The organism is Desulfobacterales bacterium (assembly GCA_030066985.1).
Taxonomy (GTDB): Bacteria; Desulfobacterota; Desulfobacteria; order Desulfobacterales; family JAHEIW01; genus JAHEIW01.
The window spans coordinates 12,649-32,388 of sequence record JASJAN010000057.1 but is presented as its reverse complement, the minus strand read 5'-3'; the positions used below and the strand labels follow the sequence as shown (position 1 = coordinate 32,388).

General features: G+C 48.3%; 20 protein-coding genes and 1 tRNA gene. 13 read left to right on the top strand and 8 right to left on the bottom strand.

What is annotated here, in order from left to right; genetic code table 11:
• Positions 1 to 74 precede the first annotated feature (74 nt).
• Positions 75 to 911 (top strand): HDOD domain-containing protein, encoded by an 837-nt coding sequence (locus tag QNJ26_20575; GenBank protein MDJ0987949.1) that lies wholly within the window; start codon positions 75 to 77, stop codon positions 909 to 911.
• 10 nt (positions 912 to 921) lie between these two features.
• Complete coding sequence (locus QNJ26_20570; protein ID MDJ0987948.1) at positions 922 to 1,818, top strand: MBL fold metallo-hydrolase; 897 nt, start codon at positions 922 to 924, stop codon at positions 1,816 to 1,818.
• A gap of 102 nt (positions 1,819 to 1,920) precedes the next feature.
• Here QNJ26_20570 and QNJ26_20565 read toward each other — a convergent pair whose 3' ends face one another.
• The 8 genes from QNJ26_20565 to QNJ26_20530 form a co-directional block, all read right to left on the bottom strand.
• Complete coding sequence (locus tag QNJ26_20565) at positions 1,921 to 2,664, bottom strand: PilZ domain-containing protein (protein MDJ0987947.1); 744 nt, start codon at positions 2,662 to 2,664, stop codon at positions 1,921 to 1,923.
• A gap of 6 nt (positions 2,665 to 2,670) precedes the next feature.
• On the bottom strand, positions 2,671 to 3,120 hold the full coding sequence (locus tag QNJ26_20560; protein MDJ0987946.1) for a response regulator: 450 nt from the start codon (positions 3,118 to 3,120) through the stop codon (positions 2,671 to 2,673).
• 84 nt (positions 3,121 to 3,204) lie between these two features.
• Positions 3,205 to 4,605 (bottom strand): sigma-54 dependent transcriptional regulator, encoded by a 1,401-nt coding sequence (locus QNJ26_20555; GenBank protein ID MDJ0987945.1) that lies wholly within the window; start codon positions 4,603 to 4,605, stop codon positions 3,205 to 3,207.
• Positions 4,606 to 5,012: 407 nt separating this feature from the next.
• Positions 5,013 to 5,897 carry a dTDP-4-dehydrorhamnose reductase gene (gene rfbD / locus QNJ26_20550; GenBank protein MDJ0987944.1) on the bottom strand — a complete coding sequence of 295 codons (885 nt, stop codon included), beginning with the start codon at positions 5,895 to 5,897 and terminating at the stop codon, positions 5,013 to 5,015.
• Positions 5,894 to 6,457 carry a dTDP-4-dehydrorhamnose 3,5-epimerase gene (gene rfbC, locus QNJ26_20545; GenBank protein MDJ0987943.1) on the bottom strand — a complete coding sequence of 188 codons (564 nt, stop codon included), beginning with the start codon at positions 6,455 to 6,457 and terminating at the stop codon, positions 5,894 to 5,896. The genes rfbD and rfbC overlap by 4 nt, the downstream gene beginning before the upstream one ends.
• Before the next feature lie 122 nt (positions 6,458 to 6,579).
• Entirely contained in the window at positions 6,580 to 7,500 is a 921-nt protein-coding gene (locus tag QNJ26_20540; GenBank protein MDJ0987942.1) for an ADP-ribosylglycohydrolase family protein, read from the bottom strand.
• 254 nt (positions 7,501 to 7,754) lie between these two features.
• Positions 7,755 to 8,651, bottom strand: coding sequence for a hypothetical protein (locus QNJ26_20535; GenBank protein MDJ0987941.1), 897 nt, complete (start codon positions 8,649 to 8,651; stop codon positions 7,755 to 7,757).
• A gap of 48 nt (positions 8,652 to 8,699) precedes the next feature.
• Positions 8,700 to 8,775, bottom strand: a tRNA-Arg gene (locus QNJ26_20530).
• A 319-nt stretch (positions 8,776 to 9,094) separates the two neighbouring features.
• On the opposite strand from QNJ26_20530, the gene QNJ26_20525 reads away from it, so the two are divergent.
• The 11 genes from QNJ26_20525 to xerC all read left to right on the top strand — a co-directional run bounded on the left by QNJ26_20525 (position 9,095) and on the right by xerC (position 19,695).
• The gene (locus QNJ26_20525) at positions 9,095 to 10,036 is read left to right on the top strand and encodes an SDR family oxidoreductase (protein MDJ0987940.1); all 942 of its coding nucleotides are present in this window, start codon (positions 9,095 to 9,097) and stop codon (positions 10,034 to 10,036) included.
• Positions 10,037 to 10,071: 35 nt separating this feature from the next.
• A complete protein-coding gene (gene gmd / locus QNJ26_20520) occupies positions 10,072 to 11,157 on the top strand; it encodes a GDP-mannose 4,6-dehydratase (GenBank protein ID MDJ0987939.1) in 1,086 nt (361 codons plus the stop codon).
• 33 nt (positions 11,158 to 11,190) lie between these two features.
• A complete protein-coding gene (locus QNJ26_20515; GenBank protein MDJ0987938.1) occupies positions 11,191 to 12,393 on the top strand; it encodes a GDP-L-fucose synthase in 1,203 nt (400 codons plus the stop codon).
• A 261-nt stretch (positions 12,394 to 12,654) separates the two neighbouring features.
• On the top strand, positions 12,655 to 13,122 hold the full coding sequence (locus QNJ26_20510; GenBank protein MDJ0987937.1) for a hypothetical protein: 468 nt from the start codon (positions 12,655 to 12,657) through the stop codon (positions 13,120 to 13,122).
• Between the two features lie 100 nt (positions 13,123 to 13,222).
• Entirely contained in the window at positions 13,223 to 14,440 is a 1,218-nt protein-coding gene (gene coaBC / locus QNJ26_20505) for a bifunctional phosphopantothenoylcysteine decarboxylase/phosphopantothenate--cysteine ligase CoaBC (GenBank protein ID MDJ0987936.1), read from the top strand.
• 143 nt (positions 14,441 to 14,583) lie between these two features.
• A complete protein-coding gene (locus tag QNJ26_20500) occupies positions 14,584 to 15,171 on the top strand; it encodes a uracil-DNA glycosylase (protein ID MDJ0987935.1) in 588 nt (195 codons plus the stop codon).
• A complete protein-coding gene (locus QNJ26_20495) occupies positions 15,161 to 16,456 on the top strand; it encodes a nodulation protein NfeD (GenBank protein ID MDJ0987934.1) in 1,296 nt (431 codons plus the stop codon). The genes QNJ26_20500 and QNJ26_20495 overlap by 11 nt, the downstream gene beginning before the upstream one ends.
• A gap of 134 nt (positions 16,457 to 16,590) precedes the next feature.
• Positions 16,591 to 17,355 carry a slipin family protein gene (locus tag QNJ26_20490; GenBank protein MDJ0987933.1) on the top strand — a complete coding sequence of 255 codons (765 nt, stop codon included), beginning with the start codon at positions 16,591 to 16,593 and terminating at the stop codon, positions 17,353 to 17,355.
• A 150-nt stretch (positions 17,356 to 17,505) separates the two neighbouring features.
• Positions 17,506 to 18,003, top strand: coding sequence for a Rho termination factor N-terminal domain-containing protein (locus QNJ26_20485; GenBank protein ID MDJ0987932.1), 498 nt, complete (start codon positions 17,506 to 17,508; stop codon positions 18,001 to 18,003).
• 169 nt (positions 18,004 to 18,172) lie between these two features.
• Positions 18,173 to 18,745: a haloacid dehalogenase gene (locus QNJ26_20480; protein ID MDJ0987931.1), complete on the top strand. Its 573-nt coding sequence runs from the start codon at positions 18,173 to 18,175 to the stop codon at positions 18,743 to 18,745.
• Positions 18,746 to 18,759: 14 nt separating this feature from the next.
• Positions 18,760 to 19,695 (top strand): tyrosine recombinase XerC, encoded by a 936-nt coding sequence (xerC, locus tag QNJ26_20475; protein ID MDJ0987930.1) that lies wholly within the window; start codon positions 18,760 to 18,762, stop codon positions 19,693 to 19,695.
• Positions 19,696 to 19,740 lie beyond the last annotated feature (45 nt).

Genomic DNA, 19,740 nt, shown 5'->3' with positions numbered 1-19,740 from the left:
AGATGCCTGCCTTTTCCAGCGATCAAGCCTGATATCGACATTATATCGAGGCCTCTGTTGCCCGGATACCCAGTCTGTCGACGACCGCTACAAAGGTTTTGGCGACCTGCAATGATCCGCACGCTTCACCCAACGAACTGAACCGACTGATTGCCTTGGACCCGTCGCTTGCCGGTCAGGTTCTGCGGCTGATTAATTCTGCTTGTTATTCTCTCAATCAGCCGGTTTCTTCCCTCAGCCGCGCCATCATCATGCTGGGAATAAACACGGTCAAAAATCTGGTACTAAGTCTTGCGATCCTTGATCATTTTCATGCGCGCAAACCTTTCCGAACCCTTTGCGGTGCGCCCTTTTGGAAACACTGCGTTGCTGTGGGTGTGATTACCAAATCATTAGCGGTCTTGAAAGGGGTGTCCTGGGCCGATCAGGAGGATTATTTTGTTTGCGGGCTGATGCATGATCTGGGGAAATTACCGCTAAAGCAACAGTTTGACCAGGAATATAGCGAAGCCATGGACCTTGCTGCGCGCCGAAGCTGGACAATGGCACACGCCGAACGCACGATATTTGGTATCGATCATAGCGCCATTGGCGGTCTGATCGCTCAAAAATGGCGTTTGAGTTCAGCATTTATTGATGTTTTGTCTTATCATCATCAACCGGACGACGCCTCTGCCGGCAAGCGCCTGCAGGTTCAGATGGTGGCCTTGGCAAATCGCTATGCCCCGGTCCTGGAGCACGAGCTCGACGAAGACGCTTTGGCCAAAGATCCGTTGGCAGCGCTGCTCATGACGCAGATCGATGTGGAACCGTCTAAATTGGTAGGTATACGGGACAGGGTGCTTGCAGATATCGATAACGCTAAGATATTTTTAGAAATCGCTGATAAGGAAACCGGTTTTTATCATTAAGTTCTGGGGTGTGAGAGGATCGATTCCGACACCCGGATTCGACACAGCAAAATATGGTGGCAACACCGTCTGTGTGGATCTGTACCTACCCGAACGTCAGCGGCGTATTATCATCGATGCCGGTTCAGGTCTGCGACTGCTGGGTGACCATCTGCTGGCCGCGGAAACGGTATCGGAAGGGCTATCAACTGATATTTTCTTAACCCACACCCATCTGGATCATATTATCGGCTTCCCATTTTTTGCGCCCATTTATATGCCTGAGGCGCGTTTAAACATCTACGGCCCGGTTACTTGTGAAGATGATTCCCTGGAAACGGTTATCGGAGGGCAGCTTTCTTATCGCTATTTTCCGGTTCGCCAACCGGGGTTGGCAGCGCATATCGCGTATATCAATCTGACCGAAGGCTGTTTTGATCTGGGGGAAGGCATTCGACTGACCACCAAATATCTAAATCATCCGCTTTTGTGTCTGGGCCTAAGATTTGAAATTGACGGAAAGGTCTGTTGTACCGCCTATGACACCGAACCCTTTCAGAATCTGTTTGTTACCGATTTACAGGATCCCGCTTTTGATGCCCTGATGGCCCATCAAGGTCAGGCAGCTGCCAGAGATGCAAATCGCCGGATGGCAGATTTTTTTGCGGGTGCAGACCTGCTCATCCATGATGCCCAATACACGCAACAGGAATATGATGCATCTATGAGGGGGTGGGGGCATTCCTCGATCGAATATGCCATTGATGCGGCCAGGCGATCCGACGTTCGTCGATTGGCCCTTTTTCATCACGACCCGATGCGCACCGATGCCCAATTGGATGAACTGTCAGATATCCATTGTCATGGCGAACAGTTCGGGGATATGCTTGTTTTTTTTGCCCGGGAGGGCATGCAGGTGGAAATTTAAAAACAGGTTGTCACGCCTTTGGCGGGTTTAGCCCGGGAAAAATCCATGACTTGTTTTGAACCGGCTTAACAGGCTCAACGGGTCTAACGGGACAACCGTACTTCAGAGGTCCAGCGGTAATCGATGGCGCAAATATTGCCGTTGCAATTCATAAATCAGGTCGGTTAACCGTTTTTGCTCATGCTTGCTGATGTTGCTGAATTCAAGACCGGCCTCGAATCGTTGTGTTTCAGGATCGCGCTCGATCCGTTTGATCTGCACGCTGTCCACTTGAATGGGACGACGGATGATATCCACCGGAAATATCAGGGTAACATCTTCCAACGTCTGCGAGGTGGCAAGGGGCGGATTTTTTGAAATGCCGGCCTCGGTCTGAACCCAAGCCGCTAGCGAACCGCCAACACTGATATTCAGCACTTCCAATTCAAGTTGCTGGTCATCTGCCGTGAAGCAAAGCCGTGTGCCTGGAGGTGCATCGATCCGAAAAACTTCCCGTCGTTGCCTACGTTCTAATTCCTGAGGCAATTCTAGATGGATTTGATTATCGACAATTTCTCCTTCTTTTGTGGTAAACGCATATTGAATTTTATCCATACCGTTAAATTCAAAATGAATTTGCCAGACATCCACATCGGCTGCGGCTTTTTCAAATCTTTCTGGCATGTCGATAACAAAGTGGGGCTTTTTATTGCGGTCGGCAAGCTTGACGATCCGGGTCAGGTTTTCATAACCGGTATCGATGAGTGTCAGTTTCAGAAAGGTCTTGTGCAGGATTAAGGTGTCAAATAATTCAGTGATGGCGCTGCCGGTAATTTTTTCAAATTGGGTCATATCGATGGGTTTCACCAGCGGTTACAATCTGGCGACACTGTCAGCATATGAAGTATCCTGCAATAATTTTTTGGCAAAATCGAGGTATTTGCCGGTAATGGCGCGCACCGCCAGCTGCAGGGCATAGGGTTTAATCGGTTTTTCCAGCAGATAATTCACGCGTGACGCCAGACACATGTTTACAACGTCGTCACTGGCATTTCCGCTGATAATAATCGCATCCTGATGGGCGGTGGGGTACTTCTTTTCAATGGCATCTAAAAAATAGAAACCGCTCAGACCGCCCAGAAATACGTCGATAATAAAAATAGCGACACTGACCTCGCGCTGCAGGCAATATTCGATTGCTTCGTCGGCATTGGTAAATGCGATCACATTGCCCCAGCTGTAAAAGGTTTCAACCAATTCGCTGATGACATCGCAAATGCCCTTGTCATCATCTATGATAATGACGTCTAAACCATCCGACATGTTTTACCTCCCATCGGCACCTCAATTTTAGACCACCTTATCCGGTCAACGGTCGAGAGTTGATTATCTGCCCCGTGCTGCGCCTTACCAATCATCATTGTCTTGTCGTTCCAAATTGTATTTCTCAATTTTCCGATATACAGTAGAGACGTTTACACCCAGTATTTTGGCAGCTTTGGGTCGGTTTCCACCTGTTATACTTAATACTTTTTGAATATGACGTTTTTCAAGTTCTTCGAGTGTCAGCAATTCCACGTTTTTGCGGCGCTCTGGACCTTCATAGGGCAGCACGTTCATTGTCGCAGCCAGGGTCAGCCGGTTGGATTTTTCCAGCAATACTGCGGCAGCAATGATATTTTCCAGTTCACGCACATTTCCCGGGAATGAGTATTGCATCAGTCGTTGTTCAAGTTCTGGCGACAGTGAATGGATCTTTTTATTATTGGTCTCAGCATGCGTTCTGAGAAAATGGCGGGCAATAGGCAGAATATCTTTTTTGCGCTCCCTGAGGGGCGGGACCTTTATGTTATACATATTGATGCGGTAATAAAGGTCTGCTCGAAATTTTCCTTTAAGAATTTCATCGTTGATATCTTTGTTGGTGGCGGCAATGATACGAACATCCACGTTGCGGATTTCAGTGCTGCCCAGTCGATACAGCTCACGTTCCTCGATGACCCGCAATAGTTTGCCTTGCAGAGATGGATCCAATTCGGTGATTTCATCTAGAAACAAGGTTCCGCCATTGGCGGCTTCGAAAAATCCAATTTTTTCGTAGGCGGCGTCCGTGTAGGCACCTTTCGCATGACCGAAAAATTCATCTTCAAAAATCGTTTTGCTAAAAGAAGCCATATTGACTGCATAAAAGGGTTCCTGGGAGCGGTTGCTTAGTTTATGGATGACCCGTGCCAGCATTTCCTTGCCGGTGCCGGATTCACCGTTGATGACGACACTATAGTCCGTACCGGCAACCGCTTCCACTTGATGAAAAACCAGAGCCATGGCTTCATCTTCGGCAACCATGTTGGTGAATGCAGCCGGATTTTTCAAATTAGAAAATACTTTTTTGCTGCCGAACTGTGCCAACTCATGCTCAACACTAACCTTTTCAAGCGTTCGATTAACCAGCGCGACCAGCTTGTCGCTGTTGAGTGGTTTAACCAGATAATCGGTAGCACCCAAGCTCATGGCCTGCACTGCAGATGACACATCGTCGATGGCACTGACAATCACACAATCGACCTCAGGAGATTCGGCTTTGATGGTCTCTAAAACCTCCATACCGGTCAATTGCGGCATCATTAGATCCAATAAAATTAATTGGAAATCATATTCGCGCACCAAATCCATAACCCGCCGGCTGTCAGAAACCAGAGCAGGCTCTGGCAAACCCGAGCTGACCAGGGTTGCCTTAATGCTTAGCAACAGACCCTCATCATCGTCTACGACCAGCACTGGGCTATGATGTTGCGGTATGGATTCCATCAATTGCTGTCTCAAGCGGACGCACTATTTAATCGCAGGCGACCGATCACCTGCATGGGTTGAAAGGTTCGGACATTCAGGCGTGTTCGAACTTGCATTCTTGCTGACATGACCGTATCGGAGAAATGAAACCAAATCAGCGGCACTTCCGCTAACATTTATGTTAGATTGAAAACCCCAATCAGTCAATATTTTTCTCTTTAAGTTGTATATAAACAATTAAGATAATTAATAAATAACATTCTTTTGCAAAATGCGTCAAACATCATGTGATCATTTATTATACCGTATTTGTTATTGGTTTTTACCAATTTGAACACTGATTTTGGAGAGCATCATTTGCTTTGTGTTCTAACCCGATTGGCATCTGACACATTGAACATATATCCCATGCCGAATATCTGCAGTTAGCTGCCAGTGAAAATACGTTCTATGGTCTGTTTGAGGCTTGACGGCCAAGGTCGGGTATCGATACCAAATTGGTTTTTCAAGCGGGAGCAATCCAACGCGGAATAGGGCGGGCGCGGCGCAGGCGTCGGCCACTCAGCTGTCGAGATGGCTTTGATGTGGCGCGCTTGGATGGCAGCATAAGGTGCTGCCAGTTCGATAATTTTTTCTGCCAAACCATGCCAGGTGGTGACGCCGGCGCCGCAATAATGATAGGTACCCCAGGCACTCCTTTCGTTGGCAGCAATTTTTTGGGCAATGATCAACAGCGTCTCAGCAAGGTCCGCCGCACTGGTCGGTGATCCCGATTGATCTGCGACCACCTGAAGGGTCTTTTTTTGAACTGATAGTTTGAGGATGGTTTTGACAAAATTATGGCCGTAAACCCCGTATAACCATGAAGTGCGCACGATGATGTGGTATGGGCATGTGGACCTGACGGCGGTTTCACCCTTTGCTTTGCTGCGACCATAAATGCCCAGCGGAGCGATGGCATCGCTTTCCTTGTAAGGCTGGTTGTGGTTGCCATCAAAAACATAATCTGTGGAAATATGAATCAGCGCCAGGTGATGATCGGCGCAATAACGGGCCAGATGGCGTGGGCCTTCTGCGTTGACGGCATATGCCAGATCCGATTCCATTTCAGCTTGGTCGACATGGGTATAAGCGGCAGCGTTGATCACTACCGCAGGTGAAATGGGTGCCAAGACCTGTTCTATGCATTTTTTATTGGTAATATCAAGCTGTTGACGGTCGTAATGATAAACTTTTGCATCTACGGCAGGACCCAGCCGCACCAATTCACGACCAAGTTGTCCGTGTGCGCCTGTGATCAAGACTTTCATGGTGCCTTTAGCGGATCGTAGAGTTTTTTGGGAGGGATATCGCTGAAAAACGGTAAAGAGGCGTCTTTATCGGAAACAATCGGATCCGTAATGGGCCAATTAATGGCGATGGTCGGATCCGACCACAATATACCGCCTTCATCATCCGGATGATAATAATCGGAACACTTATAGATCACACAAGCACTGGCGCTGAGTACGCAAAATCCATGGGCGCATCCCGCAGGGATAAAGAACTGTCGTTTATTGTGCTCTGTAAGGCGCACGCTTACCCAACGGCTGAATGTGGGTGATGTCGGTCGAATATCAACGGCGACGTCAAATATTTCACCGGATATCACCTGGATCAATTTTGCCTGCGGGTGGCTGATCTGAAAATGCAGACCTCTAAGGGTGTTCTTGACGGAGTATGACAGATTGTCCTGTACAAAAACCCCTGGCAGTCCTGCAGATTCAAAACGACTACCATGATAGCTTTCCATGAAATAGCCCCGTTGATCGCTAAAAACCTGAGGCTCAATGATGCGCACATCGGCGATATCCGTTGCATTTACCCGCATGGCGACTCCGCTGTTGTAAATTTGGGTTGTGAAAATGGATCTTGTGATAATCTGATTTATTTTATCTTATTTGGTCAGGCGTGCAACTTGATCGCATGGTCAAGTAAAATTTAGAGCCTGCTTCAGCTGCCATGATGTTTATCAATGCTGTGCAGCAGATCAACAATTCGTTGCCTAGCGCTCATGCCGTCAAGCCATTGCGCCGGGATGGCTGCCATACCGAGATGGGCACCCAAAACCAGGCCCACCAGCAGACCCCGGCCGGCCGAATCACCACCTGCCATCGCATTTTCAACCAAGGCGGTTTTTAAATGATTTTCATATTTGGCGATCAGATGGATGACGCTGGGAAGGGCAGCCGGCACCTCGCACATTTGGCCAAAATCCACAATGGCCTGGCGGGTGTCCACCTGTGCACTGGTCAGCCCTATTTTTATCCATTTGTTTAGCGGGTCTGATGCAAATTCTTCTTGCTGTGCCTGGGCAATAGCTGCCAACGGAGCAGCGCCAGCCAATATGCGATAGGTGACCGAGGCAAAAAAGGCAGCACTTTCAATTACTTGAGAATTGTTATGGCTAAAGGCTGTTTGGGCCCTGGCAGCGGCAAGCAGCGCTTGCGGGTCCTGGCGATAAACATAAACCAGGGAAGCAATCCGGGCTGCACCGGCAAGATCATCTGAAGCCGATCCTGATTCCGCCGGTGGTTTGTCGGCCGCCAGGTTCTCCATGGTTCCTTTGGTGGCGCCGTCGATATATCCATCATACTGGGCAAACAGCGCCTGCCAGCGCTTGGCAAAATCCGTTAGATCAAATCCATTGCAGTGTGCCACAGATTCAAGTAACACCAGCGCCTGATCCCCGTAATGGGTAAATTCTCCGCGGTCCTTGGTGGGATGGTAGGTGGGTCGCTCGGGTTTTATAAACTGCTCGACCCGGCCGAACTTCTTGTCAATCACATTGGTGTTGTAAATCCAATGGACGCCCAGTGCCAAAGAATCGGCAGCAAACGATGCCAGCACCATGGCTTTTGCTCTTTCATGCATGGGAATGCGCCTCCTATCTAAATCAAGCGGTCCTAAAAGTCTGTACCTGGCCGAACTAGCGGCGAATGATGCAGGCGGTTTAGAACCTATCTCAAAAATGCATCTAATCCGCCAATATTCGTGGCGGATTTAAAACCGATTCAAAATGCTCGAATACTGACGTGTATGCTCCACTTTTGAATCGGTTTTCGCCTTGCCCTTGGGCATGATCTACTATTTTTGAGATAGGTTCTAGTTATACCGTAACGGTGGACTTAGGATAGTTCGTATTTATCGGCAAGTTTTTGTAATTCAGAAACATATTGTTTCTGATAGATCAAACCGATTTGGGCCTGAAAATCGTTCAGCAAAAACTCAATATGGGGCCGGATGTCAATACCTGCTGAATTGAATTTTTCGTCATTTACCTTATCAAGGATCAGAACAGAATAATAAGTTGTTAGCAGTCTGATTTTTGAATCACGGCGCAACAGATAACTTCTGCCTGCCAGGGTGTTCAGGAAAAATCCACTGTAGCCATAAAGGGTCTTTAAGGTGGGTTGGCCGGTTAGGCTTCGGTCACCGGTTTCGTGAGTGGCCCAGCGGTAAAATGTCTGCATGGCCGATTCAAGAACATCACCCTCGTTTTGCAATACATCTCTGACAAGATTCACCCGCTTTTTTCCCAGAATGCGGAAAAAATGGGCCATATTGCGATACAGATTGTACAAGGATTCCGTTTCATCTGTAATACTGGGCGGATTTGCCGCCATTTTCTGCAGAGCGATCTGAAACTGCGCATACGTTCCGTCCTTTAATGCATAGGCTTGAACGTAGTCTTGTTCGTCGAGGTAGGTGAAAAAGGCTTTAATCTGTTGTTCTATGGCTTCGAAGTCAAGCGGTTCTTCTTCTTTATCAGCCGCCGTCTCAGAACCAAAAACTTCTCTGAGCTTGCCCTCCGGAATTGTTTCGCCTTTAATGGAGGCCATTTCCTCTTCTAGCCCGGTGACCTTCTCCATCAGCTCTTTGGTTCTCTTCTCCCAGGCCACCCGTTCCTGACGTTTGGCACTTTCAAGGCTTTCCTTATGCCAACTGCTGAACAGGTTATATCCGAAATAAGCCGCAATACCAAGGATAGCAACGACCAGGCCCACTTTGATGGCTTTGTCCATTATGAATGTAACCCCTTTATGTCTATCAGCAGTTTTTTGTCAGACGACTGGTGCCCCCGGCAAGAATCGAACTTGCGGCACATGGATTAGGAATCCATTGCTCTATCCACTGAGCTACGGGGGCGGGTAAGAGTTCATTGTGCGCTTTATGATATTCGCATAGCAAATCAACTTCGAGATTACAAGGACCTTATCAGCGATATCTAGCCTTGGTAAAATGACGATGGAATGTTAATGGTGATTAAAGCGTTATGAAGCCTGTGTCTGGGTCTTGCAATTGCGAGTCCGTTGGGTTTGAGAAGACCTGCGGTCTGTACCCAAAGGTTGTTGCACATTGCAGGGCCTCTATGATATAACTATATCGTAATCATTTTAACCGCTTACAAAATGGTTCAGCACGCCAACAGGTTCGTCTTGTTAACTTAACCACTTGAGGTTATCGTATGCACCTTCGAAAACGGGTCCTAGTGACCGGCGGCGCCGGATTTCTGGGTTCATTTCTGTGTGAACGCCTTTTGAACGAAAATTGCGATGTGGTATGCGTTGATAATTTTTATACCGGCACCAAACGCAATATCATTCATCTCTTGGAGAACCCTTACTTTGAATTGATTCGACATGACATCACATTTCCCCTTTATCTGGAAGTCGATGAAATCTATAATTTTGCCTGTCCGGCATCTCCCATTCACTATCAAAACGATCCGGTGCAGACCACCAAAGTCAATGTGCACGGATCCATTAATATGTTGGGTCTGGCCAAACGCACGAGAGCCAAGATTTTGCAGGCTTCCACCTCCGAAGTATACGGCGATCCAACCGTGCATCCGCAAACAGAGGATTACTGGGGCAACGTTAATTGTGTGGGTATCCGGTCGTGCTACGATGAAGGCAAACGATGTGCTGAAACCCTTTTTTTCGATTATTATCGACAGCACAAACTGAACATTCGCGTGGTCCGGATTTTTAATACCTATGGGCCTCGGATGCACCCCAACGATGGTCGGGTGGTCAGCAATTTTATCCTGCAAGCGCTAAAAAATGAGGACATCACTGTATATGGTGACGGCCAGCAAACACGTTCTTTTTGCTACGTCGATGATATGATCGACGGGGTTATTCGTATGATGAATGCGTCCGATGACTTCACCGGGCCCGTGAATCTGGGAAATCCTGCAGAGTTTACGATTTTTGAACTGGCGGAAAAAATAATTGCGCTAACAGGCTCAAATTCAAAAATTATCTTTGAACCCTTGCCGCAAGATGATCCGTTGCAGCGCAAACCGAATATTGATTTGGCCCTCAATCGATTAAAGTGGAAACCGCAAATCCAATTGGAGGCGGGGCTGAAAAAGGCGATCGACTATTTTAAGAGCCTGCAGTAAATCCATTAACCGTACAACCGCTTTTAGGAGAAGCAATGAAACGTGCCCTGATAACCGGCATTACCGGGCAGGACGGTGCTTACCTGGCTGAATTTTTGCTGAATAAAAATTATGAGGTCCACGGCATCAAGCGCCGGGCCTCTTCCTTTAATACCGCTCGGGTGGACCACCTTTACCAGGATCCGCATGAAGAAGATGTGCGTTTTTGCATGCATTATGGCGATCTGACCGACGCCACCAATCTGATTCGCATCATCCAGGAGGTCCAGCCCGATGAAATCTATAACCTGGCAGCTCAAAGCCATGTCATGGTCTCATTTGAAACGCCTGAATATACTGCTAATTCAGATGCTTTAGGGACTTTGCGCCTGTTGGAGGCCATTCGCATTCTGGACCGCATCGATCAAACGCGATTATACCAGGCTTCGACGTCCGAACTGTATGGGCTGGTCAAAGAGTCACCGCAAACCGAAACCACCCCGTTTTATCCCCGTTCACCTTATGGTGTGGCCAAGCTGTATGCTTACTGGATCACCGTTAATTACCGTGAAGCCTATGGCATGTATGCCTGCAACGGCATTTTGTTTAATCATGAATCCCCCATCCGGGGCGAAACCTTTGTCTCACGCAAAATTACACGTGCAATGGCTCGCATTCGCAAAGGCTTGCAGAAAAAGCTGTATATCGGTAACCTGGATGCTCGACGGGACTGGGGGCATGCCAGGGATTATGTCGAAATGCAGTGGCTGATGTTGCAGCAGAACGAGCCTGATGATTTCGTCATTTCCACCGGTGAGCAGCATTCGGTGCGAGGATTTATCGAACTGGCGGCCAAGGCAGCCGGTTTTACCATTCGCTGGGAAGGGAAGGGGATTGATGAAAAAGGGATTGATGTTGATAGCGGTAATGAACTGGTTTGCATTGATCCCCGGTATTTCCGGCCGACAGAAGTCGACACCTTACTTGGCGACAGCACCAAAGCGCGACAGAAGCTGGGGTGGGTGCCTAAGACCAGTTTTACTGAACTGGTCCGAGAGATGGTAGCCATGGATATGTTAGAAGCTGAAAAAGACAAGCTGTGTCTGCAGGAAGGATTTCAAACGTATCACCAGGGCGAATAATGACAGGCCCTTGATTACTTGCGATCAGACGTTATGGTTAGTGATAATTCCACAATGCTTGGTGCCCGGGACATACCCGCTAACTTGCCCCGGGAGGCGCGTATATTTCTGGCGGGTCATCAGGGGATGGTGGGTTCTGCGATTGCACGCCGCCTGCAGGCTGAAAAGTATCAGCATGTGATCACCCGGTCCCGAAATGATCTGGACCTGATCAATCAGGCCGCTGTGCGTCGTTTTTTTGAAAGGCAAAGAGTTGATGCGGTTATTCTAGCCGCTGCTCGAGTTGGGGGGATCCAAGCCAATGACACCTATCGGGCTGAATTCATATTTGAAAATATCATGATTCAAACCAATGTGATCCACGAAGCCCATCGGTCTGGCGTCAAACAGTTGTTGTTTTTAGGCAGTTCTTGTATCTACCCCAAATATGCACAGCAGCCGATGCGTGAAGAGCAGCTTTTAAGCGGTATTTTGGAACCCACCAATGAGCCCTATGCCATTGCCAAAATTGCCGGCATTAAGCTCTGCGAAAGTTATAATCGACAGTACGCCACCGATTATCGTTCGATCATGCCCACGAATTTGTACGGGCCCAATGATAATTTTGATTTGGAAAGCTCGCATGTTCTACCGGCCATGATCCGCAAGTTTCATTTGGCCAAACTGGCATATCAGGGGGATTGGAAAAACATCAAACGCGATGAACGCAAATTTGGACTCATTTCAAATGCGTTCAAAAATAAATTGAAAACCATTGCGGCGGCAAAACCCGGCCAATCGGATTTGCCCCCCGCCGTTGAATTGTGGGGCAGTGGCCAGCCCAAACGGGAATTTTTGCATGTCGATGACCTGGCAGCCGCCTGCTTGTATGTCATCAAGCTGAGCGCGCAAGATTATGCCAAAGCTTGCGGTCCAATAGATAAACATCAGCCTGGCGAAACACACACCGGCCAGCCAAATGTGTCGCCTAAACAATCATCCGCCGATGTTCGGGTGGCGCACATTAACGTGGGCAGCGGCAACGATATTTTGATCGCTGAACTGGCGCAGACGATTCAAAAAGTGGTCGGCTATGAAGGCGCTGTCAACTGGAACACTGCAAAACCGGATGGAACGCCTCGAAAATTGTTGGATATCTCTCGCTTGACTCAGCTGGGATGGGCCCCCAGCATCAGCTTGCAAGAGGGAATCAAGCGCACCTATGAGTGGTATCTGGCGCAATCGGATTTAGATTAAGAGGGCGGGGAAAATCCTGATCCGAACCGGCCATCTTAAACGTGACTGCCGCTCTGCAGTGCTTAGAAAGATCAGCCGTTAGACAGATAGCGCTCAACGACCGGCGTTACGGAGGTGGGACCCACGCTATCGACAGTTTTCATGAAGTCAATTGACACGGACTTGAATACAATTGTACATCCGTAGGGGGGATAACTGAATACAAACCCAGTGTAAATCATTGCGGTTGATGGTTCGGCAACCGCCAAAAAAGGAGGATAGATGCGAATTACTGATACCCGAAAAAGACGGCTTCTGGTTATTTTAGCACTCATCATCGCTATGGTGGTTTCAGTTAGTGGCTGTTCGTCGGTAGGTAAAAAAAATAAGACCGCCACAGCGCCTTCGGCCGAAAGCACCACAGGGGTGCCGGCGCTGTATTATGATTTTGGTGATGTTCTGGTTCCCAAGGAGCTTAAAGTTGATAAAAAATCCTCGTTTATTTACCAAACGGAAGGCTTTTCTGCCGGCGTCCTGGTGTTGAAAGGTCGCATTGACAGCAGCTCTCTGATCGCTTTTTTTGAAAAAAACATGACCAAGGACAACTGGCAACTGATCAGTTCGTTTAAGTCCGATCGAACCATGTTATTGTTTCAAAAAGCCCATCGCTGGTGTGTGATGAATATTAACGACGAAACTTTCAATACCTATGTTGAAATCTGGGTCGCTCCAACGAGCAAAAGCGGCTAATTGGGATGGCTGAAATTTGCAGCCATCATCAGGACTGATATCGTCACATCCATCAGCGCAAGTTAACGCGAATGGGTTTGGGCGGGTTGATACCACTATGATGGAAATTGCACTAGAACATAAAAAAGTGATTTTAGGGGTCTGCGGCGGAATTGCGGCATATAAAAGCGTAGAGATCCTCAGACGTTTAACGCAGGCCGGTGCCAGCGTACGGGTGATTATGACCCGCAGTGCCCAGTGGTTCGTAGGCGCCCTGACCTTTGAAGCGCTCTCCGGCCAACCGGTATTCAAAGAGATGTTTGCAGAAGGCCAAGAAGCGTCTATTCGCCATATCGATTGGGCGCAATCAACCGATGGTGTCATCATTGCTCCGGCCACCGCCAATATGATCGGAAAACTGGCCAACGGGATTGCCGATGATCCCCTAAGCACCTTTATGCTAGCCGTTAGCGCCCCGGTGTTGGTTTGCCCGTCCATGAACAGTCAAATGTACGTCAGCCATGCGGTTCAGCGTAATCTTGACACCCTCAGGTCCGATGGATACTTTGTAATAGACCCCGGTTCCGGCGAACTCGCCTGCGGTACCACCGGTCCGGGAAGACTCCCCGAACCTGACGTCATTGTAGATCGATTTATAAGTTGCCTTGCGCCCAATGATCTGGCCGGAAAGAAGATTGTTGTCACCGCCGGCCCTACCATCGAACCCATCGATCCGGTTAGATTTATCAGCAACCCTTCATCGGGAAAGATGGGCTATGCCGTTGCTCGGGCTGCCGCACAGCGGGGGGCCGAGGTTACGCTTGTCACGGGGCCCACGCAATTGCCAGATCCGGACAATGTGACCACCATCAAGATTCGGTCGGCCGATGAAATGGCTGAGGCGGTTCTGCGGCTATTTGAACAAGCCGATGTGGTTGTCAAGGCCGCGGCAGTTTCCGATTACGGGCCGCAAGAGAGCGCTGGTCATAAGATCAAAAAAGGCAGAAAAGAATGGGTTCTGTCGCTTAAGCAAAATAAAGATATTCTGCGAGCTTTGGGCCGCCAAAAGACACACCAGGTACTGGTCGGATTTGCGGCCGAAACCAGAGATCTGGAACAAAACGCCACTAAAAAATTAACAGAAAAAAACCTGGATATGATTGTCGGCAATGTAGTCGGGTCTGCCGGATCTGGTTTTGAATCCGATACCAATACGGTGACGATGTTCTTTAAGGACGGCACCAAAGAATCGTTGCCCTCAATGGAAAAGGAGACGGTTGCCCATATATTGCTGGATCGAATTATGGAAAAAGTGCTGCCGTCAGCAGCGATTAAATAGGACCTGTAAATGACTAGCTTTGGGGTGTTGTGGTTTTAAGATCTCAAATAATTGAATCGATCGATTCGCTAAACCTGTCCCTTCAACGTCTATCCCGTAGCGGGCATCGCGGATTTGATTGCAAACCCAGCAGTCTTGCCAAATTGTCCAACTGGGGCGTGCCCCCCCAACTGGGATCGGAAACATTGACAGGTATACGGGCAGACCTGGGCGATTGTCAGCGGTGCCGCCTTTCCCAGCATCGTCAGAACATTGTTTTCGGCAGCGGAACTGCTACGGCCAAACTGGTATTTGTCGGTGAAGGGCCAGGCTTTGAAGAGGATCAGCAGGCTGAGCCATTTGTCGGCCCGGCTGGGCAGTTGCTAACGAAAATCATCGGCGCTATAAATCTGACCCGCGAGCAGGTTTATATCAGCAACATAGTTAAATGTCGCCCGCCGCAAAATCGCAACCCACGGCCCGATGAAATCCAGACCTGCTCTCCTTTTTTGGACAGACAGCTGGACGCCATCCAGCCGCGCTTTATCTGCGCGCTGGGTTCAGTTGCCGCCCAAACCCTATTGAATTCGGCTGAATCCATATCTAGGTTAAGAGGAAGGTTTTATGATTATCGCGGCATTAAATTGATTCCAACCTATCATCCAGCGTATTTGCTTCGCAATGCCGAAAAAAAACGGCAGGTTTGGAAAGATATGAAAATGCTGATGAAGGAATATCCATATGAAAGCTAAATTGACGATTGTTCTGGTGCTATCTTTTATGATACTGCCGGTTGCCGGCAGTGCCTGGGCTGCAAAAGGCGATGTTTATATTGTTGCCATTAACGATGCCATCAGCCCCGGGATTGCGGAGTATATCAAAAACAGCATAGAAAGAGCTGAAAGAGAAAAAGCTGCCTGTCTGATTATAGAGCTGGATACACCCGGTGGGCTGGCGGAATCCATGCGACTGATCATCAAAGATATTCTGGGCAGTCCTGTGCCGATTGTGGTTTTTGTGGCACCGCGTGGTGCCAGAGCCGCTTCAGCCGGCGTAATGATTACGATGGCCGCCGATGTTGCTGCCATGGCGCCCGGCACCAATATCGGAGCAGCCCATCCGGTTGGCGCAGGCGGTAAAGATATCAGTGGAAAAATGTCGGAAAAAGTGATCAACGATATGGTGGCGCATGCCAAGAGTGTTGCTGAGAAGCGCGGTCGAAATCAAAAATGGGTGGAAGAAGCCATTCGAGAAAGTGTATCGGTCACCGAGACCGAGGCTCTTAAAGAAAACATTATCGATCTGATTGCCGAAGACACCGATGATCTCATCCGCCAGCTCAACGGCCTAAAAATCGCCGGTAAAGGTGAATTAAAGCTGGACAACGCCAAAAAAGAAATCGTCGAACCATCACTGCGAACCAACATCTTAAAGACCATCAGTAATCCCAATATTGCCTATATTTTGCTCATGATCGGACTGGCCGGTCTTTATTTTGAGTTGTCCCACCCCGGCGCGATTTTTCCCGGTGTGATCGGCGGCATATCGCTTGTGCTGGCATTTTTTGCGCTGCAAACGTTGCCGGTGAACTATGCCGGGATTTTGCTGATCGTACTGGCGATTATCTTCTTTATCATGGAAATGAAGATTCCCAGCTATGGGCTGTTAAGTGTTGCCGGCGTCTTGTCTCTATTATTGGGTTCGTTGATGATGTTTAAAGACACCGATCCGGATATGGGCCTGTCTCTGAAGGTCTTGTTGCCCACGATTATCCTGATATCCGGCTTTTTTGTGTTTGTGGCCGGGCTGGTATTTCGGGCCCAGATGTCAAAACCCAGAACCGGCACCAAAGGGCTGGTCGGTGAAATTGGTATCGTCAAACAGGCACTAACTCCGGAAGGCAAGGTTTTTGTCCATGGTGAGTTGTGGAATGCCAGAGCGCAGGAAGAGATTGATGAAAATGCCAAGGTGCGGGTGATCAATGTAGTTAATTTGATGCTAGAGGTTGAACTCGCGGATGATACCGCCGGTGTCTAGCGGGTCAGGCCAATTTGTTTTGGACAACTGTTTATTCAAAAAGTGCGGCTTGAGGCCGGCGCCGTTTAGTGTTATATGCCGGCTGACATAAACTAAATCCCATACTAACGTTACTGCCAAAAAAGGAGGATAGCATGAGTCTTTTTACGCCGATTGCCATTCTGATATTGGTGATTTTTTTCCTATCGGCAGCGTTGCGTATTCTTAACGAATATGAGCGCGGCGTGATATTCAGGCTGGGACGGGTGATTGCTGCCAAAGGGCCGGGGCTCATCATTTTGATTCCATTGATAGATAAAATGGTAAAGGTCAGCTTGCGGTTGGTTGCCATGGATGTGGATCCGCAAGATGTGATTACCAGAGATAACGTTTCTGTGAAAGTTAATGCAGTCATCTACTTCAGGGTGATCGATCCGATAAAGGCGATCGTAGAGGTCGAAAACTACAGCTACGCCATGTCTCAGCTGGCCCAGACCACCCTAAGGAGCGTTTGCGGGCAGTCTGAGCTGGATGATCTGCTGGCCGAAAGGGAAAAAATCAATACGGAGCTGCAGGAAATTCTGGATACCCACACAGACCCATGGGGTATAAAGGTTGCCACAGTTGAATTGAAACACATCGATCTACCCGGTGAAATGCAACGGGCAATCGCACGGCAGGCCGAGGCTGAGCGCGAAAGGCGCGCCAAAGTAATTAATGCCGAAGGTGAATTTCAGGCCGCCAGTAAATTGGCGGAGGCATCTGAGATTATCGAAAAACATCCAACAGCGTTGCAACTCAGATATCTGCAAACCATGAATGAAATGTCAACCGAAAGTAATTCGACAACGATTTTTCCGATTCCGCTAGAGCTTTTCAAGCCTTTTGCGCGCTTCTTTGAAAGGGACAACAAAGAATAAATGATTGAACATATGAGCTTATTTTGATAACAGGCAAATTTAAAATTTATCATTCATTGGTAAATTTGATTATACCTGCGTCATCCATGGGCGGAGGCTTTAAAGCCTCCGCTTATGCTTTCAACCAAAGATAGAAGGAGAACTAGACAAATGAGTGAAACCCCAGAAAATGAAAAGGAAACACCAGAAAAGACTGTGGGCGACGAAGAAGAGCCTCAGGCGGAAACAGCCGGGGTAGACAAAAAGTCGGCCCAGGAACAGGAGGCCGCTGATCCGGTCGAAGACCAGCCAGATGCGCCGCCGGAAAAGTCTGCAAAAGCAGTAGAGACGCCAGCAGCCGAAAAAGAAAAACCTTTGGATAAGATGACGGTCAAAGAGCTTCGCGAGATCGCCAAGGATATACCCGGAATGAGCGGTGTGCACGCGATGAAAAAAGATGAGTTGATTACAGGCATCAAGAAGTTCAGGGGCATCCAAGACGAATTGCCTAAAAAAACCACTGGCACCACCCGAGAGTTGAAACTGAAAATCAAAGCGTTAAAAGCTGAACGTCAAGCGGCGCTGGAAGCCAAGGACAAGAAAAAGGCCACTATTTTCAGGCGTCGTATTTCCAGATTAAAAAAGAAAACCCGACATATAGCCGCATAGCGGCTACGTTATTTGTTACTGGTTATCTGTTAATAGGGGCTGACCGACGGTCGGGAGCAATCCGCTTCGATGATAGCCAGTGGCAGATTATTAAATCATCCAGGCACAAATTGATTGCCGATTATTCATTAAACGAATAACAAATAAAAAATAACGAATAACATCCATCATGAAAATTGATCCAGCATCAGTTGCCTTTGATATCGACGGCGTGGTTGCCGATACGATGACCCTGTTTCTTGATATTGCCCATCAAGAGTTTAACGTCAACGGATTCGCCTATGAAGATATCACCTGCTATAATCTGGCGGACTGCCTTGAGATCGAACCCAAAACCATTGATGCAGTTGTCTCCCGCATTCTGGATGGCAACTACACGCTTCCGCTAAAGCCGATTGCCGGTGCACCTGACGTGTTGTATCAACTGGCCGATCGGTTTGGAACCGTCTTGTTTGTGACAGCACGTCCTTATATGGGGCCGCTTGCGGGTTGGATCAGTGAAACGCTGCGCCTGGATTCAGCCGCCATTGAGATCATTGCTACCGGAACGCATGAGGACAAAGCCAGTATTCTTCAGCAGCGCCGAATTAAATATTTTGTCGACGATCGTCTCGAGACTTGTTTTTTGCTGCACACAGCGGGTATTCAGCCGATTTTATTTCAACAGCCCTGGAATCGGGAGCCACACCCGTTTGTTGAGGTAAGCTCCTGGGATGAACTTAAAAAACTTTTTGTGTTTTAGAAAAGATACTCCGTATGGAAGCCCATTCGGAAAATCCTTTGGTGGGTTTGTTTATTGAGTCCCTTGTGACTGAAAAGGGGTATTCAGATCATACCTGCCGCGCATACCGCAAAGATCTTAAAGATTTCCTATCTTTTGCAGCCGATTTTCTTCGGACTGGAAAAACGCAGCATAAACAATCGTCTGAAGTGGACATCAAGCAGATTGACGGTATCCTGATCAGAGGGTATCTGGGTGCTTTGCACCGTAAGAACAAAAAAGCCACCATTGCTCGCAAGCTCTCGGCCATACGATCGTTTTTCAAGTTTCTGGACAAAAGGGGACTGATTTCCGAAAATCCGGCCGAGCATGTGATGACACCCAAACAGGATAAAACTATACCGGCTTATCTTTCGGTCGATGAAATGTTTGGGCTGCTGGATTCGATTCAGACAGATACCGTATTGGATTTAAGGAATCGTGCTATCTTTGAAACACTTTACTCCAGCGGTATTCGTGTTTCTGAACTCACCCAAATGAATGTCTCGGATGTGGATTTTAAAGCATCCGTCATTCGGGTGCACGGCAAAGGCAATCAGGAGCGAATAATCCCTGTCGGAAAAAAAGCCCTATCCGCTGTTGAGGCCTATCGCACCCGGCTGCTAAAGCAAATTGGCGCGGAAGCTGCAGGCCATGGCCCTTTATTCTTAAACCGCTTTAACAAACGGTTGACATCCCGCTCGATTGCCAGAATTTTAAAACAACTGGTTACAGCCGTCGGCCTGTTGGCGCCTGTGTCACCGCATGCGTTGCGTCATAGCTTCGCCACCCATATGCTAGATGCAGGTGCTGATTTGCGCGTGGTTCAAGAGCTTTTAGGGCACAAAAGCCTCTCGACGACCCAAAAATACACGCATGTCAGCATCGATCATTTGATGGAAACATATGACAAAGCGCATCCCCGAAAATAAGGCGATGTTGGACAAGGCGGGTTTTGTAAAAATGGGTGGAAAAAT

Excerpts from the sequence above, each read along its gene's own strand:
- QNJ26_20535 (MDJ0987941.1), bottom strand. The coding sequence starts at position 8,651 with ATGGACAAAGCCATCAAAGTGGGCCTGGTCGTTGCTATCCTTGGTATT.
- rfbD (MDJ0987944.1), bottom strand. The coding sequence starts at position 5,897 with ATGAAAGTCTTGATCACAGGCGCACACGGACAACTTGGTCGTGAATTG.
- QNJ26_20480 (MDJ0987931.1), top strand. The coding sequence starts at position 18,173 with ATGAAAATTGATCCAGCATCAGTTGCCTTTGATATCGACGGCGTGGTT.
- QNJ26_20560 (MDJ0987946.1), bottom strand. The coding sequence starts at position 3,120 with ATGTCGGATGGTTTAGACGTCATTATCATAGATGATGACAAGGGCATT.
- coaBC (MDJ0987936.1), top strand. The coding sequence starts at position 13,223 with ATGGAAATTGCACTAGAACATAAAAAAGTGATTTTAGGGGTCTGCGGC.
- QNJ26_20485 (MDJ0987932.1), top strand. The coding sequence starts at position 17,506 with ATGAGTGAAACCCCAGAAAATGAAAAGGAAACACCAGAAAAGACTGTG.
- QNJ26_20510 (MDJ0987937.1), top strand. The coding sequence starts at position 12,655 with ATGCGAATTACTGATACCCGAAAAAGACGGCTTCTGGTTATTTTAGCA.
- rfbC (MDJ0987943.1), bottom strand. The coding sequence starts at position 6,457 with ATGCGGGTAAATGCAACGGATATCGCCGATGTGCGCATCATTGAGCCT.
- QNJ26_20540 (MDJ0987942.1), bottom strand. The coding sequence starts at position 7,500 with ATGCATGAAAGAGCAAAAGCCATGGTGCTGGCATCGTTTGCTGCCGAT.
- QNJ26_20555 (MDJ0987945.1), bottom strand. The coding sequence starts at position 4,605 with ATGGAATCCATACCGCAACATCATAGCCCAGTGCTGGTCGTAGACGAT.
- QNJ26_20495 (MDJ0987934.1), top strand. The coding sequence starts at position 15,161 with ATGAAAGCTAAATTGACGATTGTTCTGGTGCTATCTTTTATGATACTG.
- QNJ26_20525 (MDJ0987940.1), top strand. The coding sequence starts at position 9,095 with ATGCACCTTCGAAAACGGGTCCTAGTGACCGGCGGCGCCGGATTTCTG.
- QNJ26_20490 (MDJ0987933.1), top strand. The coding sequence starts at position 16,591 with ATGAGTCTTTTTACGCCGATTGCCATTCTGATATTGGTGATTTTTTTC.
- xerC (MDJ0987930.1), top strand. The coding sequence starts at position 18,760 with ATGGAAGCCCATTCGGAAAATCCTTTGGTGGGTTTGTTTATTGAGTCC.
- gmd (MDJ0987939.1), top strand. The coding sequence starts at position 10,072 with ATGAAACGTGCCCTGATAACCGGCATTACCGGGCAGGACGGTGCTTAC.
- QNJ26_20515 (MDJ0987938.1), top strand. The coding sequence starts at position 11,191 with ATGGTTAGTGATAATTCCACAATGCTTGGTGCCCGGGACATACCCGCT.